The sequence below is a fragment of the Cloacibacterium sp. TD35 genome (assembly GCF_028864635.1).
In the GTDB taxonomy this organism is placed as follows: domain Bacteria; phylum Bacteroidota; class Bacteroidia; order Flavobacteriales; family Weeksellaceae; genus Cloacibacterium.
This window is the reverse complement of record NZ_CP104850.1, coordinates 2,154,571-2,170,969: the sequence shown is the minus strand read 5'-3', so window position 1 is coordinate 2,170,969 and position 16,399 is coordinate 2,154,571. Positions and strand designations below refer to the sequence as shown.

The following is a 16,399-nucleotide window of genomic DNA, read 5'->3' as shown; positions in this document are numbered from 1 at the left end:
TAACCTTAACCTCAATTTTGAACCCAAACATACCTTTAGCCGAAAAATTAAGACCTAAAACACTCAACGATGTTTTAGGGCAAGAACATCTTACTGGAGAACGTGGAACCATCCGTAAAATGCTGGAAAATGACACACTCAATTCTCTCATTTTTTGGGGGCCTCCAGGAACAGGGAAAACCACTTTGGCAGAGATTATATCTACTACTTCAGGAAGAAAATTTTTCAAACTTTCGGCGGTTTCTTCTGGGGTAAAAGAAGTGAGAGAAGTGATAGAAGATGCCAAAAAACAAAACCTCTTTTCAGGAAAATCACCGATTTTGTTCATAGACGAGATTCACCGTTTCAATAAATCTCAACAAGATTCATTGCTTCATGCCGTAGAAAAAGGTTGGGTAGTCTTAATTGGAGCAACTACAGAAAATCCTAGTTTCGAGGTGGTTTCGGCGTTGCTTTCTCGTTCACAAGTGTATGTATTGAAATCATTAGGTTTTGAAAAATTAGAAGAACTTGCAGAAATAGCTCTGGCTAAATATAATGAAGAAGAACAAACGCATTTTACACTCAAAGAAAAGGAAGCGCTGATTCAATATTCTGGTGGTGATGCTCGAAAGCTCATTAATTCTATAGAATTAGTTCTTAATCAATTCAAAAATGTAAAAGAAAAAGAAATCATCAACGAAGATGTACTTTCGGTTTTGCAAGAAACGATGGCGCTTTATGATAAAAATGGAGAACAGCACTATGATATTATTTCGGCGTTTATCAAATCCATGCGCGGTTCTGACCCAAATGGAGCGGTATATTGGCTTGCCAGAATGATTGCAGGTGGTGAAGATGTGAAATTTATAGCTCGTAGGATGCTTATTTTAGCAGCTGAAGACATCGGTTTGGCCAATCCAAATGCTTTGACGGTTGCCAATAATTGCTTTCAAGCGGTAAATGTCATTGGAAATCCTGAATCTAGAATTATTTTGAGTGAAACAGCGGTTTATTTGGCTTGTTCACCTAAATCTAACTCTACTTATAAAGCGATTGATGCTGCTCTTGCTGTGGTGAAACAAACCGGAAATTTGCCAGTTCCGTTACATCTGAGAAATGCACCTACAAAACTGATGAAAGACCTAGATTATGGCAAAGAATATCAATATGCACATTCTTACGAAGGAAATTTTGTAAACCAAGAATTCTTACCCGATGAAATTTCAGGAACTCAATTTTATGTTCCTGGCGAAAACGCTACAGAAAGAAAAATCCGCGAAGAATTGCAGAAAAAATGGAAGGGAAAATATTAATTTGATAATTTTTATTATCCATTCTAATTCATCATTATTTTTCTTTAATTTTGTCCATCTTTAAAAAATGAGAATTGTAATTGCCATATTTTTATTTTTGGTGATGTCGGTGCGTTCTGTGCTGCCATTACTAGATTATGCGGTGAATTACAACTACATTTCTACTCAACTTTGTGAAAACCAATCTGAGCCTGATTTGCGATGCAACGGAAAATGCTACGTGAAACACGAAATGGCAAAATCTTCTGAAAATCAATCGAATAAAATTCAGAAAGTGGAATTTTTACAGCTATTTCTTCCTACAGAAAGTTTAACGGTAGAAGAGCAAGAGCATCAGGATTTTTCAAAAACGAAAGTTTTTATCCATTTCTTTAATTTTACTTTTCAAGATTTTTATCCTGATTTTTTTCATCCACCTTTAGTTTGAAATTAATTTTCGTACTTTTATTCAATAAATTTTAACTTTAAAAAAATCAAAAAATGAAATCTATATTAACCGTTGCTTTTGTAGCAATTTCTATATTATCTTCTTGTCAACAGACTCCAGAAACTAAAAAAGTTCACGACCATAAAAAAACGACACAAAAACTTGACGTAAAAGTGGTGAACGAAGAAGACCCAATTTGCGGAATGAAAACGGCTCAGTTTTTAAAAGATACTGCTGTTTATAAAGGAAAAACCTATGGTTTCTGCAATAAACTTTGTAAAGAAGAATTCAAAAAAGACCCTAAAAAATACGCAAAATAATTTCTAAACATGACGAAACCTAAAAAAGCGTCTGGTTTTGGAATGAATAAAATGCTGGTGTACCAAATGATAGCTCTAGTGGCTATTGTTCTAGCATTTATCGCAGGAAATTACTTTTTCAAGAAAAGTCTTCATACGGTAATGAAGGCTCCGAATTTTGAATTAATCGACCAAAATAATCGTAGAATTTCGAATACAGATATGCTGGGAAAAGTCTATGTAGTAGAGTTTTTCTACGCGAGATGTCCTACAATTTGTCCGATTATGAATAACAATTTGAAATTCGTAGATCAAGCGATTAGCAATAAGGATTTTGGAATAATTTCTATTTCTATAGATCCAGAAAATGACACGCCAGAATTTTTAAAAGCACATGCTAAAAAACTAGGCGTTACAAATCCCAATTGGCATTTTTTGACAGGAAATAGAGATTACATCGGTGATTTAGCCAATGAATTTGATATTTATGTAGGAGATAAAGATGATCAGTCAGAGAGTCTTAATCATAGCGGAATGCTGGCTCTGGTAGATAAAGAAGGCAATGTGAGATGCAGATTTGGAAAAGATGGTTTGCCGATTCTTTATTATTCTGGACTTAATTATGATGATAAAGAAGGAAAAAATGCGAGTTTAAAAGGCAAATTCCAGCCAGATAGAAAATTATTAATAGAAGATATTCAGAAACTTCTAGAAGAATAAAAAAACGGTGAGAAAATTTCTCACCGTTTTCATGTGTTATTTAATCTCTATGGATTTCACTTCTTTTTTGGCATTTTCTCTTTTAGGAACTGCCAATTTCAGAATGCCGTTGTCATATTTTGCTTCGATGTGTTCTACATCTACAATATCAGAAGGCATGGTAAATGAACGGGTGAATGATTGATAATTAAATTCTCTTCTGGTATAGTTTTTCTTCTCATCTCTTTCTTCGTTTTCGGTTTGAGATTCCGAAGAAATGGTGAGAATATTTCGATCGATGTTAATTTTAAAATCTTCTTTTTTCAATCCTGGAACCGCCATTTCAATTTCGTAATGGTTATCGGTTTCTTTCACGTTTACAGAAGGCATAGTAAAGCCCATTTCTGTAAGGTTTTTTTCATTCCAGTTAAATAAATCTTTGGTAAAAAAATCATCAAAGAAACTATTTAACCCTGTCACTGGATTTCTTTTCATTAAAGTTGACATTTTTTTAAGTTTTAAGGTTAAACTTCCGTGATGAAACAGCAATAAAAAATCGCTGAATTTTCTATACAAAATTACAGCGATTTAAATAGTATTGAAAGTATTTTTAGATAAATTTAGATTGAAATTTTCTATAAAATATAGTTATAATATTCTAAAAATCAATAGTTTAACTTTCTATTATGTATTCGTTATAGTGACCTAGGAATTTCACGTCTGTACCGAGAGATTTGAGTTCTTCCAAGGCGTTATTAGACAAGACAGAGTGCCATTCATTTGCTACATTAATGAAGAAAAAATAATTTCCTAGTCCTGTTTTTAAAGTCCTGCTTTCAATTTTAGAAAGGTTCATTTTTCTCCACGCAAAAACCGAAAGCACTTGATGTAAACCTCCAGCTTGATCTTCAGGAAGGGTAATGAGTAAAGATGTTTTTTCTCCAGACTTTTGAAAATCAAGAGTCAATTGGTTTTGTTTTTTTGAAATGACAATAAACTTGGTGTGATTTTGCTCAAAATCCTGAATATTATGGTTTATGATTTTAAGCCCGTATAATTTTGCGGCATAAGAATTGGCAATGGCTGCCCATTTTTCTTGAGGGTTTTCTGCAATTAATTTTGCTGAAGCAGAAGTAGAGTTAAAATCTTGCTTAGCAATACCTTGATAATTTTCTTGTAAAAAATGGAAACATTGTGCCAGAGCCTGAGGATGAGATAAAACCTTTTCAAAATCATGGTTTTCTGGGTGAATCATCAGTTGGTGAGCAATCGGCATCACTACTTCTGTTTCTACAAAAATTTCGTCAAAATCATAAAGATAATCAAGCGTCATAGAAACAGTTCCTTCAATAGAATTTTCTAGTGGAACTACGGCTTTTTCTACCAAATCATTTTGTACCGCTTTGAAACAGTCTAAAATATTAGACTGTGGCAAGAGTTCTTCATTGGGGAAAATTTGTGAAGTAGCAAGCTGTGTAAAACTAGCTTGTGGTCCGAGGAAAGCGATTTTCATAGAACAAATGTAAAAATTTTGAATGGAAAATAAAAACCTCCCAAAAATGAGAGGTTTTCGTGTGACCAAAAATTAACAATAATCATTAGTTGATCCTTCCATCTTTTATTTCGTCTACAATTTCTGGATTGAGTAGGGTAGAAATATCTCCGAAGTTGCTGAAATCTCCTTCGGCAATTTTTCTTAAAATTCTACGCATAATTTTTCCAGAACGTGTTTTTGGTAAGCCAGAAACAAACTGTATTTTATCTAATTTAGCAATAGGACCGATGGTGTCAGAAATCAGCATATTGATTTCTTTTCTCAAGTGGTCTTTGTCTCTGCTTTCACCAGTTTCTTTTAGAATGACAAATCCGTACAATGCATTTCCTTTAATATCATGAGGGAAACCTACAATAGCAGATTCTGCAACAGCAGGGTGTAAGTTGATGCTGTCTTCAATAGGTGCAGTTCCTAAATTATGACCAGAAACAATAATCACATCATCTACACGACCTGTAATTCTATAATATCCTGTTTCGTCTCTCAATGCACCATCTCCTGTGAAATATTTACCAGGGAAAGCAGTGAAATACGTTTCTTTATATCTTTGATGGTCTCCCCAAATTGTTCTGGCAATTCCAGGCCAAGGAAAACGGATGCAAAGGTTTCCATCTACTTGATTTCCTGTAATTTCATTTCGTTTTTCATCCATTAAAACAGGCTGAATTCCCGGAAGTGGAAGCGTAGCGTAAGTTGGCTTAGTTGGCGTAACAAACGGAAGTGGAGAAATCATAATTCCGCCTGTTTCAGTTTGCCACCAAGTATCTACAATTGGGCATTTTTTCTTGCCAACATGGTCATTATACCAGTGCCAAGCTTCGTCATTAATAGGCTCACCAACTGAACCAATAACTCTAAGACTTGATAAATCATGTTTTTCTACCCAAGAAGAAGATTCTTTAGCCAAAGAACGAATCGCAGTAGGAGCGGTGTAGAATTGTGTTACTTTGTGTTTTTCAATTACTGCCCAGAAACGGTCTGGTTCTGGATAAGTAGGAACGCCTTCAAAAATAACGGTAGTAGCTCCGTTAGTTAGAGGTCCATAAAGAATGTAAGAGTGACCTGTAATCCAACCAATATCTGCAGTACACCAGTAAATATCATTTTCTTTATAATTGAAAACATTTTTAAAGGTATAACCAGTGTAAACCATATAACCAGCAGTGGTGTGCAACATTCCCTTTGGTTTACCCGTAGAGCCAGAAGTATAAAGAATGAATAATGGATCTTCTGCATCCATAATTTTAGTAACGAAATCAGCAGATGCTTTTTGATAGTAATCATCTAACCAAACATCTCTTCCTTCTTTCATTTTTACTTCGGTGTTGGTTCTTTTTACCACCAAAACTTTTTCAACAGTAGGTGTTTTTTCTACGGCTTCATCGATGATTCCTTTTAGGTCAATAGCTTTGTTTCCTCTGTAACTTCCGTCTGAAGTGATAATCATTTTTGCTTCACAGTCATTCACTCTAGAAGTTACAGCAGAAGCAGAAAATCCAGCGAAAATAACAGAATGTACAGCGCCCATTTTAGCACATGCCAACATGGTAACCGCTAATTCTGGAATCATCGGTAGATAGATACAAACTCTGTCGCCTTTTTTTACACCTAATTCTGTAAGAACATTAGCCATTTTACAAACTCTTTCATGAAGTTCTTTGTAAGAAATGTATTGTGCTTTTTCAGCGGGGTCATTTGGTTCCCAGATGATAGCGGTTTTATCACCTCTTTCTGACAAATGTCTGTCTAAACAGTTTTTGGTAATATTGAGTTTTGCACCTTTAAACCATTCAATTTTTGCTTCTTCCATGTCAAATTTCACTACTTTGTTCCAGCGCTGATACCAAACAAAGTTTTCATCTGCAATTTTGTCCCAGAATTTTTTTGGATTCTTGATTGATTTTTTGTACTGCTTGAAATAATCAGGCAAATCGTGAATTACATAATTTTTCATATCAAATTTTAATTTTTTTATATTCCTTTTGTAAGGAAAGTATCTTTATTTTCTATATTCTTCGAATTTTTCTTGGAGTTCAGTAATAATAACTTCATCATCTATAGTAGAAGGAATTTGGAACTCTTTTCCGTCTAACATAGTTCTGATGAGTTTTCTCAAAATTTTTCCACTTCGGGTTTTTGGTAAACGTTTTACCACGACAATGTTTCTCAATGCGGCAACTGCTCCAATTTTTTCTCTAACCAATGCTACGACTTCTTTTTCAACTTCGGCTTCAGAAAATTGAGTTCCAGATTTTAAAACCACCAATCCGAAAGGAATTTGACCTTTTAAATCGTCTTCTATTCCTACTACACAGCATTCTGCAACATCTTTGTGCCCAGAAACGGCTTCTTCCATTTCTGCAGTAGAAAGTCGGTGTCCTGCTACATTGATGATGTCATCTACTCTTCCTGTGATGAAAATATATCCGTCTTCATCTCTGATGGCGCCATCTCCAGAAAAATAATATCCAGGGAATTTTGCTAAATAGCCATAGTGGAATCTTTCGTAATCTCCCCAGATTCCCATTAAAGCTCCTGGAGGAAGCGGTAGTTTTATCACCAAGTAACCTTCATGGTGTGCTTCTAGTTCGTAACCTTCTTCGTCAAAGATTTTAATGTCATAACCCGGGATTGGTTTACCAGCGGAAGCACGTTTTACGTCATCGTCTTCTACGCCTCGCATCAGTGATAACATAGGCCAACCAGATTCTGTTTGCCACCAATGGTCAATAGGAGTGATGCCTACTTTTTCTTCATACCAGTCTAACGTGGCTACATCACATCTTTCACCCGCTAAAAACTGGGTTCTGAAATGTGATAAATCGTATTTTTTGATGAATTCACCATCTGGATCTTCTTTTTTAATGGCTCTAATAGCGGTAGGAGCGGTAAACATAACAGAAACTTTATGTTCAGAGAGAATTCTCCAAGTAGTTCCTGCATCTGGAGTCATAATTGGTTTTCCTTCGAAGATAATAGAGGTATTTCTATTAATAAGCGGTCCGTAAATAATGTAACTATGACCTACTACCCAACCAATATCTGAAGCAGCCCAGAAAACTTCGCCGGGTTTTGCTCCATAAATTTTTTCAATGGAAAATTTAAGTGCGGTGGCATAACCTCCCGTATCACGAACTACACCTTTAGGTTTTCCTGTAGTTCCTGAGGTATAAAGAATATAAAGAGGGTGAGTAGATTTTACAGGAACGCAGTCTGCAGGTTCTGATTTTTCTAACAATTCTTGAAAATTGGTCAGTTGAGGTTCGTTTTCCCAATCTACTTTATTGCCCCAAAGTTGACGGTCAAAAACCACAATATGTTCAGGTTTATGGGAAGACATTTCATAAGCTTCTTTCACGAAAGGCAAATAAGGAATTCTCTTTTTTACTTCTACACCAGCACTTGCCGTAATAATTGCTTTTGGATTACAATCTTCTATTCTAATTGCCAATTCATGAGGCGCAAAACCTCCAAAAACCACAGAATGAGTGATTCCTAATCTGGCACAAGCTAACATAGCATAGGCAGCTTGAGGAATCATAGGCATGTAAATAATGGCATTGTCGCCTTTCTTTAACCCTAACGATTGCAAACCTCCAGCGAATTTTGAAACATTTTCTTTTAATTCGTTAAAAGTAATTTTTTGTTTTGTGTCAGTAACAGGTGAGTCGTAAATGTAGGCAACTTGGTCACCATAACCATCTTCTATGTGCTTGTCTATGGCGAGATAACATGCGTTCAACTCTCCATCTGCAAACCACACAGGATAGTTGTTTTCTCCTTGTGAAAGAATCGTTTGGGGTTTTTTAAACCAATGAATTTGGTCGGCTTGTTCTGCCCAAAATTGTTCCTTGTTTTCAATACTGTTCAAGAACATTTCATGCGCTTTCATAACATTAGATTTTTGAATTTAGATTTCAGATTTTATGCTGAAACAATTAATATTTTGTAGATTTTATTTTTACTTTTTATGCTAACAATTCTTCTACCTGCTGTACCAATTTCTTGATAGAGTAAGGCTTGGTAACATAAGCATCAGCTCCTAAACTCAATCCTTTTTCTATGTCTGCTGGGTTGGTTTTTGCAGATAAGAAAATGACTTTACACTGATTAAGTTTTTCTTGTTTTTTTATTTCTTGCAACGTGGTGTAACCATCTACATTGGGCATCATGATATCGAGTAAAATGATATCTGGTGTTTCCTCCTTTAATAATTCTAAAACTTCCGAGCCATCTCTTGCGATGAAGACTTCATAACCCGCTTTTCGGAAGGTGTACTCTAAGGTCATGATGATTTTGTGTTCGTCGTCTGCTATAAGTATCTTTTTCATTTTTACGAATTGAGTTTAATGTTAAAAACCACACCAATTTCTTTATTTTCTGCGGAGATTTCGCCTTTGTGCGCTTCAATAATTTTTTTACAAATGGCTAATCCTAATCCTGTTCCTATGGGTTTTCTAATGTTTTGATTTTTGGATTGATAAAACTTATCGAAAATAAGTTCTATGTCTTCTTCAGGGATTTTTTTACCCGTGTTGAAAATGCTAATGTTCAGTTGGTCTTCTTTTTCAATAAATTTAGTTTGAATTATTCCACTTTCATCCGTGAATTTATAAGCGTTACCTAAAATATTCTGAAAAACTTGAATCATTCTGGCTTCATCATATTCGTATTCTTTTTGGTTTAATAAATCAATTTCAGAATGGTGAATGTTTTTCTGTTGAATCAAATGCTGAATAGGTTTCAATGCTTTGTGATAAGTCTCTACAATATTATTTTTCTGAATATTGAGTTGAATAATCCCTGTTTCCAGTTTGTCTAAATACAGAATATCATTGATGATTTCGTTTAATCGGTCAGACTCAGAAATGATGTTTCCTAAAAATTCTTTTTTAATATCTGTAGGGATTTCGTCATCATCTAACAGAATTTCACTGGCAGCTCTAATCGCGGTAATTGGCGTTCTGAGTTCGTGGGCTACAGAATCTAGAAAATCATCTTTTTGTTTGTCTTTTTCAATCAAATTGGTATTGGCAATTTGTAAATCTTCAGAAAGTTTTCTCAGTTGCTTAGACTGTTCGGTAAGTTTTCTATTGAGGGTGATATTTTCTTTAGATTCTTCTAAAATATTGAGCACTTCTGGCAAAGAAATTTTATCTTCTTTGGTTACACCTTCCACCAAAATTTTTGCAGAAGCAGTACCAATTCTTCCCGCCAAAAGGTTTTCTGAAAATTTAATCAAACGCGAGTCAGCAGTATCTGTTTCATCTGTAATATTGTATTTCATATTAAAGATTTTCAAGGCTTGAGTGGTTTTTTTCTCACCTAAAAATCTCACCAAAATTTTTTCAATATCAGAAATATTAGCTTTTCCTTTCCAGATATAAGCTCCTTCATGATTTTGAATGTAATGGTCTATATCAATATAAATTTCTGCAAAGTTTCGCTCTCTGTAATTGCCTTTTACACTTACAGAAATCACTGCAAAAAGGAAAGTGTTAACCAATAAGCTCCAGAAAAAAACTTGAGCAAGGGTAGACAGATAAGGAATTCTAAAAAAATCAAGAATTTTATAATTTTCCAATGAAAATTCTGGGTTAATGGTCTGGATATATTGGGGAATAATCAAATTTACATAACAAATAATAACTCCCGCGATAATTCCTGTTACGGCACCATAATAACTGCCTCTTCTCCAAAATATCGCCCCAAAAAAAGAAGGTGCTAATTGTGCAATGAGCACAAATGAGACCAAACCTACAGAGAATAAACTGGATTTGATGATGAGGTATTTATAGAATAAAAATGCAGAAATAATCAACATGAAAATGCTTACTTTTCTGATGCTCACAATATTCTTCGTATTGAAATTTTCCGGATTTTTCTTGAAAGTATCTATCCAGCCGTAAGGAATAATCACGTTGTTGGAGAGCATGACAGAAAGCGTAATACTCGAAATGATAATCATAGAAACGCTGGCGCTCAAACCACCTAAGAATACCATTACAGAAACCAATATATTCCCAAATTTTTGAGGAATAAGAATAGGGAAAAGTTCTGGATTTACATTTTGACCTTCAAAGAGAATTCTTCCGCCCCATGCAATTGGGAATACAAAAAAATTAAAAATCAAAAGATAAAGCGGGAATAACCAAATGGCTGTTTTTAAGTGTTTTTCCTTTCTGTTTTCTACAATTGTCGTGTGAAACTGTCTTGGCAATAGAAAAATTGCAGACATAGAAAGGAGAGACGTAATTGCGAAATTAATGCTTCCTTCTAATCCATTAAAAGTATTTTTAGCGGCAAAATCTTCAAATTTTTGGACCTGTTGATAGATGTCTTCAAAACCATTGAAAACGCCATACGTTACAAATAACCCTAGAACTACAAAAAAGATGAGTTTTAAGAAACTTTCTACAGCCACAGCAGAAATAATTCCCAATCTTTTTTCTGAAGCATCTACATATCTGGTTCCGTAATAAGATGAAAAAATAGCAATGAGAATCACCACATACGTAGCGGTATCCGTAAAAATATTGTCAGAATTATCAGAATTGGTAATCTGATGGAAGGTGTCTGAAATTGCTTTAATCTGGATGCCTATGTATGGAATAATCGCTAGAATACAAACGATAGAGATTAGGGCTCCAAAAGATCTGCTGTTTCCGTATCTCAATGAAATAAAATCTGCAATAGAACTGATTTTATTGACTCTGGAAATTCTAATGATTTTATTATTGATGACAATCCAGGCGGGAATAATGATAATAGGACCGATGTAAATTGCCAGATATTCTAAACCTTGATTAGCAGCTACACCAATACTTCCGTAATACGTCCAAGCGGTGCAATATACCGCTAATGAAAGGGAATAAATGTAAGGATTATTCGCCCAAAAATTACTCTTCTTCTTCTCTGCCCAGTAAGCAATGAAGAACAAAAGCGCTAAATAAAGCATGATGATGGCAAATAACTGTAAATTATTCATCAAATTTTTTAAATATTACAAAAGAAATGATACTAGAAGCGAACCAAATTCCGAAAATGTAAATGTAAATAAACGGAAGCCCGAAATATTCTTTTACCTGATTAAACAAAAGCAAAATAGGTGCATTGAATAATACAAAAAGCACCATACTTAGAATCACCAATTTTTGCTCGTGTCTTTTTTTCATTTTTCAGAAGGGTTATATAAAAATCAGATGGAGATTTCAGTTTTCCAAAATTTGGAAAAGCTGAAATCTCTTTTTCTGATACCAAAAATTATTTTTTATCGGCTGAATATTCGCCTTTTAATGCATAATAACCAAATATTCCAAGCCCGCCAACTATTATTGGCATAAGAAGAAATACGATGATTCCACCGAAAACCAAGTCTTCTTGTTTACCTGAAGTTAATTTTGGAATTCCTAAAACCGTCAATCCAAGGTAAGCTACCAATGCTGCTAGAGCTAGCCAAACGATACCTAATATTTTTTTTATTGCGTCCATTTTTTTGTTTTTTAAAGTTAGTAAAAATTTTTAAAATTTTGTTGGGTGATAGAAGTCAGATGCAGGGCGCTGTTTTTTTGTGTAACTTCCTGCATCCATCATCTCACATCCATCATTAATCCTCTACATTTCTATCTTTTCCGTCTAGGTAAATCACCCCAATGATTAAACTCACTGCCGCTACAATGATTGGGTACCAAAGACCTTGTAAGTAATACTCTGGGTTTCCAGCGTCTTTAGCAGAGGTTACCAAATAAGTAGCCACTGCAGGCAATAAACCTCCGAATACACCATTACCAATGTGATAAGGAAGTGACATAGAGGTGTATCTGATTCTGATAGGGAACATTTCTACTAAGAAAGCAGCAATAGGGCCATATACCATCGTTACAAAAATCACTTGTAAGAAAACCCAGAAAGCAAGTGTCCATTTTGTATTACTATCAATCGTTTTAGTGATTTTAGTTTCTACTTTATCTTTTCCTTTTTCGTCTTGTAAAACTTTTCCGTTTTCTAGATGTTTAGTTACTACTTCTTTTACATTGCTTCCGTCTGCATAGAATTTTTGAGTAGTGTAGATAGAGTCTACTTTAGTCCCTTCTAGAATTTTAGTTGTTGCTTCAGAAGTAAACTTGTCTTTTAATTCTTGTTTTTGAGAGAAATCTCCTAGTTTAAACATTTGGTTGTAAATAGGTCTGTAAGCAAAAATGGCAAGTAAAAGACCAAGCATCATAATTGATTTTCTTCCTACTTTATCGGATAACCAACCAAATAATACAAATAATGGTGTTCCTACAAATAATGCTGCAGCCATCAAAGAGTCTACTTGAGCAGAGTCTATATTCATTACTTTTTGCATGAATGACATGGCATAGAACTGACCAGTGTACCAAACCACACCTTGTCCCATTACAGCACCGAATAATGCTAATAAAACATATTTAAAGTTGTATTTATTTCCGAAAGATTCTTTAAGTGGATTAGTAGATGTTTTTCCTTCTTTTTTAGCTTTTGCAAAAAGAGGAGATTCTTTCATATTGCGTCTAATGATGTAAGAAACCCCCACCATTAAAATAGAAATCCAGAAAGGAACTCTCCATCCCCAATTGTCAAATTCTTCAGCAGTTAATGAACTTTTAGTTACTAAAATCACGATGAGTGAAATGAATAAACCAGAGGTTGCGGTGGTTTGAATCCAAGAAGTCCAGTAGCCACGTCTGTTATGTTCTGCGTATTCTGCTACATAAGTTGCAGCGCCTCCGTATTCACCACCAAGGGCTAAACCTTGTAATAAACGAAGAATTAATACCAAAACAGGAGCCATAAAACCAATGGTTTCATAACTTGGGATACACCCGATTAAGAAAGTAGAGAACCCCATAATTAATAAAGTAACTAAGAAAGTATACTTTCTACCAATAATATCTCCTAATCTTCCGAAAAATAAAGCTCCGAAAGGTCTTACTACGAATCCAGCTGCAAAAGTAGCTAGTGTAGATAAAAATGCAGCAGTAGGATTATCTGCTGGGAAGAATTTAGTAGATAAAACTACAGCTAAACTCCCGAATATATAGAAATCATACCATTCTATAAGCGTTCCTAGAGAAGACGCCATGATAATACTCCAAAGAGTTGAAGATTTTTTACGTTCATCTACGTAAGCATCATGCTCTGCTTGTGTGTTAAATTGATGACTCATGTGTTTATTTTTTAGTTTTGTTAATAATTTATTGAAAAGTGTTTTTAGAAAGAATAAGAGGCACTTACCAGTGCGCGGAAATTTCCTACATTGGTTTCATTGGTTCCAGATGTGGCATCAGTTTTTAGATCGCCCCAAGTTGCTGCAGTGTATTCTAATTCTGGAGAAATTTTAAATTTATTTTGCTTGAAATCTACTCTAGCTGAAGCTCTCCAAACATTATCTACCACTCTAGTTCCAGAAACACCTCTTACGTATAGTGATTTGTAATTAGCATCTTCTAAACCAGCGTTTTTAGTATATCCAAAGAAAACTCCAGGGGCTACATTAGGTTTATTGCTTGCAATATCTACCCAAAAAGCAGAGGTTTTAGTAGGTTTGTAAGAGTCTATCCCGTTGGTTTCAGCATAAGAAGCATAACCGCCAAGCATAACCATGTGGTGCAAATTTCCACCAGTAATACCGTATAATTTTGCAACTACGTTCTCATTAGAATATTTAAAATATCCCATGAGCATTGTAGAATTTAGTTTTTCATCAGAAGCCAATCCTCCACTTGTAATGACAGGTTTTAGAGATTGATATTCTGCCCCTACACCTGCAATTACATTTTTAGTTTTATATTGTAATTGTGCGTGTAAAGTAGGGGTGGTAGAATTAAAAGTAGGAGAGTTATTAGCGTTTCCAGAAACTACAGGAGCTTGAAATTCTCGGTCTTTGTAAGCGACTAAATCTAAAGAAAGATGTGGAGTTAAACTTTGTCTGAATCTAATTTGACCCACCCAGCCAAAAGGATTAAACATAATTCCCGTGCTGAAATTGGCAACTCCCGGGAAAACTTCAGGAACAAAAGAAGGATACCAAGTCTGTCCTAAAGTAATAGAAGATTTTTCCCAAGCTAATTGTGCATAAGCATGTCTTAATCTAAAAAGACCAATGCTTTCTTGAGTGTTTCCAAAGAAGTCACCTTCTAATTTTCCACTCGCTTTAGCTCCCCAAACATTGGGACCTTTGAAATTTACCCCCAGTCTAGAAACTACTGATAAAAAATTACTTGCACCAGTAGCATTAATATCATTTCCATTTGCATCTAATTTTTTGTCTAAAGGATAAAGGTTGAGATGGTATTCTCTCACCTGTGCAGACTGTCTCGTGTCGAAAATATAATCTGCTCTTGCAAAACCATAGAGACTTACATCCCATTCTTTTGGTTTCTCTTGAGAGAATAGTGTATTGCTAAATAATAAACTAGCAATACCAGCGAAGATTAGTTGAGTTTTCTTCATAATATTAAACAGTTTTTTGTGATTTTAACATCGCTAAACTGATAATAAAAAAAACTCTATAAAAATTTTGTATATATTTTTGTTAATAAGTATAGTTACTTTTTAAAACGTTCCCATTTTATCATCATAAACTTATCTCCGAATTCGGTAATGATGAGTCCAGAACCCTTTAGGTTTTCTTCATTTTTGATGTATTCTGCAAGTTCTATTTGTTTGAAAACCTTATAAGTAGCATGAAAATCAGAATGTGGTGGTTTCTTAATATTGTATTCCTTAATCCAAGAACTGATGGTGACATGAGAAATGCCCAAAATACGCTCTATTTCTCTTAAACTTAAGCCTTCTAGATACAGTTGTAAGGCTTTGGTAACATAGTAATCATCTATCTTTTTGCCAATTTTGTTTACCGTAAAATAGTAATTGCAATCTCGGCAAAAATAGCGCTGTTTTCCTTTAACAATACCACTTTTAACGATTTCTGAGTTTTCGCATTTTGGGCAACAATTTATTTTCATATATACGTTTTTAGCAAAGATATACTAATTTTGCAATAATAATGTTAAATAAAATTAATTTTTTCTAAAAATTTTGAGGGCAAAAAGTTAATATGTATATTTGCAGTCAATGAAAACGATAAACTTTTTATTGAATATAAACATCGGACTTCAATCCGACAGAAAAAATATTTTTATTTATTGAAAACGAAGCTGTTGGGGCTTCGTTTTTTTTGCTTAAAAACCATTGAATCATGATTAAATTATCCAGATTGTCATTAGAGAGTGTTGAAAAACTATTAAATCAAGCTCTAGAATTTGCAAACGGCAAAACAGTAAAGGCCAAATCAGACATTTTTGTTGCGAATCTTTTTTTTGAAGACAGTACCAGAACTAAAATTAGTTTTGAGGTTGCCGAAAAAAAATTAGGATTGCATGTAGTGCATTTTGATGAGTCAAAAAGTTCAATCAATAAAGGCGAAAGTCTTTTAGATACTATTAAAACTCTAGAATCAATTGGGATAAACCTCTCAGTGATTAGACACCAAAAAACCAGATTTTATGACGAATTAAAAGGAGTAAAAATGGGGGTAGTAAATGCAGGAGACGGAATTGGGCATCACCCAAGTCAAGCGTTACTGGATTTAATGACCATCAAACAGGAATTTGGTGATTTTAAAGATTTGAAAGTTGGAATTGTAGGGGATATTAAACACAGTAGAGTTGCAAATTCTGATGCAGATACGCTGAGAAGATTAGGTGCGAAAGTATATTTCTCTGGACCAAGAGAATGGTTTGACGAAGGAAGTATAATGAATGGAACCTACAGAGATTTAGACGCAATGATTACAGATGTAGATGTGCTTATTCTATTAAGAATTCAGCACGAAAGACATGATGAAAAAATGAAATTGACGCCTCAAGATTATCTCAAAAAATACGGTCTTACCAAAGAGCGTGAGCAAAAAATGAAACCAAATGCCATTATCATGCACCCAGCTCCAATAAACAGAGGGGTAGAAATAGACAATGATTTGGTAGAAAGCGAACGTTCTAGAATCTTTAAGCAAATGCAAAATGGAGTATTTGCAAGGATGGCAATCCTTAAAAAAGTTTTAGAAGAAAGAGGTTTTGAATTTGAATAAATTATTACA

The 16,399-nt window shown here is 34.4% G+C and carries 16 protein-coding genes; 5 read left to right on the top strand and 11 right to left on the bottom strand.

All coding sequences use genetic code 11. The annotated features are described in order from the left end of the window. Positions 1–17: 17 nt before the first annotated feature. The 4 genes from N7277_RS10030 (at position 18) to N7277_RS10015 (ending at position 2,741) form a co-directional block, all read left to right on the top strand. The gene (locus N7277_RS10030) at positions 18–1,295 is read left to right on the top strand and encodes a replication-associated recombination protein A (protein ID WP_274779408.1); all 1,278 of its coding nucleotides are present in this window, start codon (positions 18–20) and stop codon (positions 1,293–1,295) included. 67 nt (positions 1,296–1,362) lie between these two features. Next, positions 1,363–1,722 carry a hypothetical protein gene (locus N7277_RS10025; protein WP_274779407.1) on the top strand — a complete coding sequence of 120 codons (360 nt, stop codon included), beginning with the start codon at positions 1,363–1,365 and terminating at the stop codon, positions 1,720–1,722. A gap of 53 nt (positions 1,723–1,775) precedes the next feature. Next, complete coding sequence (locus N7277_RS10020; protein WP_274779406.1) at positions 1,776–2,042, top strand: YHS domain-containing protein; 267 nt, start codon at positions 1,776–1,778, stop codon at positions 2,040–2,042. Positions 2,043–2,051: 9 nt separating this feature from the next. Further along, positions 2,052–2,741, top strand: a complete 690-nt coding sequence (locus tag N7277_RS10015; protein WP_274779405.1) for an SCO family protein — start codon at positions 2,052–2,054, stop codon at positions 2,739–2,741. Positions 2,742–2,777: 36 nt separating this feature from the next. Here the strand turns inward: N7277_RS10015 and N7277_RS10010 are convergent, their stop codons facing one another. The 11 genes from N7277_RS10010 to N7277_RS09960 form a co-directional block, all read right to left on the bottom strand. After that, on the bottom strand, positions 2,778–3,227 hold the full coding sequence (locus tag N7277_RS10010) for an Hsp20/alpha crystallin family protein (RefSeq protein ID WP_274779404.1): 450 nt from the start codon (positions 3,225–3,227) through the stop codon (positions 2,778–2,780). A 166-nt stretch (positions 3,228–3,393) separates the two neighbouring features. Then, positions 3,394–4,233 (bottom strand): prephenate dehydratase, encoded by an 840-nt coding sequence (gene pheA, locus N7277_RS10005; RefSeq protein ID WP_274779403.1) that lies wholly within the window; start codon positions 4,231–4,233, stop codon positions 3,394–3,396. An 85-nt stretch (positions 4,234–4,318) separates the two neighbouring features. Further along, positions 4,319–6,229, bottom strand: a complete 1,911-nt coding sequence (gene acs, locus N7277_RS10000; RefSeq protein ID WP_274779402.1) for an acetate--CoA ligase — start codon at positions 6,227–6,229, stop codon at positions 4,319–4,321. A 45-nt stretch (positions 6,230–6,274) separates the two neighbouring features. Further along, on the bottom strand, positions 6,275–8,167 hold the full coding sequence (locus N7277_RS09995) for an acetate--CoA ligase (protein WP_274779401.1): 1,893 nt from the start codon (positions 8,165–8,167) through the stop codon (positions 6,275–6,277). Positions 8,168–8,243: 76 nt separating this feature from the next. Next, positions 8,244–8,606, bottom strand: a complete 363-nt coding sequence (locus N7277_RS09990) for a response regulator transcription factor (protein WP_069796560.1) — start codon at positions 8,604–8,606, stop codon at positions 8,244–8,246. Positions 8,607–8,608: 2 nt separating this feature from the next. Then, a complete protein-coding gene (locus N7277_RS09985; protein ID WP_274779400.1) occupies positions 8,609–11,263 on the bottom strand; it encodes an ATP-binding protein in 2,655 nt (884 codons plus the stop codon). After that, positions 11,256–11,450, bottom strand: coding sequence for a hypothetical protein (locus tag N7277_RS09980; RefSeq protein ID WP_274779399.1), 195 nt, complete (start codon positions 11,448–11,450; stop codon positions 11,256–11,258). The genes N7277_RS09985 and N7277_RS09980 overlap by 8 nt, the downstream gene beginning before the upstream one ends. Positions 11,451–11,538: 88 nt before the next feature. After that, positions 11,539–11,766, bottom strand: a complete 228-nt coding sequence (locus tag N7277_RS09975) for a DUF6814 family protein (protein WP_274779398.1) — start codon at positions 11,764–11,766, stop codon at positions 11,539–11,541. A gap of 115 nt (positions 11,767–11,881) precedes the next feature. Further along, a complete protein-coding gene (locus tag N7277_RS09970; RefSeq protein ID WP_274779397.1) occupies positions 11,882–13,465 on the bottom strand; it encodes an MFS transporter in 1,584 nt (527 codons plus the stop codon). Between the two features lie 44 nt (positions 13,466–13,509). After that, a complete protein-coding gene (locus tag N7277_RS09965) occupies positions 13,510–14,751 on the bottom strand; it encodes a hypothetical protein (protein ID WP_274779396.1) in 1,242 nt (413 codons plus the stop codon). A gap of 95 nt (positions 14,752–14,846) precedes the next feature. After that, complete coding sequence (locus N7277_RS09960; RefSeq protein WP_274779395.1) at positions 14,847–15,266, bottom strand: IS1/IS1595 family N-terminal zinc-binding domain-containing protein; 420 nt, start codon at positions 15,264–15,266, stop codon at positions 14,847–14,849. Between the two features lie 233 nt (positions 15,267–15,499). On the opposite strand from N7277_RS09960, the gene N7277_RS09955 reads away from it, so the two are divergent. Then, on the top strand, positions 15,500–16,390 hold the full coding sequence (locus N7277_RS09955; protein WP_274779394.1) for an aspartate carbamoyltransferase catalytic subunit: 891 nt from the start codon (positions 15,500–15,502) through the stop codon (positions 16,388–16,390). The last annotated feature ends 9 nt before the right edge of the window (positions 16,391–16,399 follow it).

Bases quoted from the DNA above. Each gene is read 5' to 3' on its own strand.
- N7277_RS09990 (WP_069796560.1), bottom strand. From the start codon at position 8,606: ATGAAAAAGATACTTATAGCAGACGACGAACACAAAATCATCATGACC.
- N7277_RS10025 (WP_274779407.1), top strand. From the start codon at position 1,363: ATGAGAATTGTAATTGCCATATTTTTATTTTTGGTGATGTCGGTGCGT.
- N7277_RS09980 (WP_274779399.1), bottom strand. From the start codon at position 11,450: ATGAAAAAAAGACACGAGCAAAAATTGGTGATTCTAAGTATGGTGCTT.
- N7277_RS09975 (WP_274779398.1), bottom strand. From the start codon at position 11,766: ATGGACGCAATAAAAAAAATATTAGGTATCGTTTGGCTAGCTCTAGCA.
- N7277_RS10020 (WP_274779406.1), top strand. From the start codon at position 1,776: ATGAAATCTATATTAACCGTTGCTTTTGTAGCAATTTCTATATTATCT.
- N7277_RS09965 (WP_274779396.1), bottom strand. From the start codon at position 14,751: ATGAAGAAAACTCAACTAATCTTCGCTGGTATTGCTAGTTTATTATTT.
- N7277_RS09970 (WP_274779397.1), bottom strand. From the start codon at position 13,465: ATGAGTCATCAATTTAACACACAAGCAGAGCATGATGCTTACGTAGAT.
- N7277_RS10010 (WP_274779404.1), bottom strand. From the start codon at position 3,227: ATGTCAACTTTAATGAAAAGAAATCCAGTGACAGGGTTAAATAGTTTC.
- pheA (WP_274779403.1), bottom strand. From the start codon at position 4,233: ATGAAAATCGCTTTCCTCGGACCACAAGCTAGTTTTACACAGCTTGCT.
- N7277_RS09985 (WP_274779400.1), bottom strand. From the start codon at position 11,263: ATGAATAATTTACAGTTATTTGCCATCATCATGCTTTATTTAGCGCTT.
- acs (WP_274779402.1), bottom strand. From the start codon at position 6,229: ATGAAAAATTATGTAATTCACGATTTGCCTGATTATTTCAAGCAGTAC.
- N7277_RS09955 (WP_274779394.1), top strand. From the start codon at position 15,500: ATGATTAAATTATCCAGATTGTCATTAGAGAGTGTTGAAAAACTATTA.
- N7277_RS09960 (WP_274779395.1), bottom strand. From the start codon at position 15,266: ATGAAAATAAATTGTTGCCCAAAATGCGAAAACTCAGAAATCGTTAAA.
- N7277_RS09995 (WP_274779401.1), bottom strand. From the start codon at position 8,167: ATGAAAGCGCATGAAATGTTCTTGAACAGTATTGAAAACAAGGAACAA.
- N7277_RS10015 (WP_274779405.1), top strand. From the start codon at position 2,052: ATGACGAAACCTAAAAAAGCGTCTGGTTTTGGAATGAATAAAATGCTG.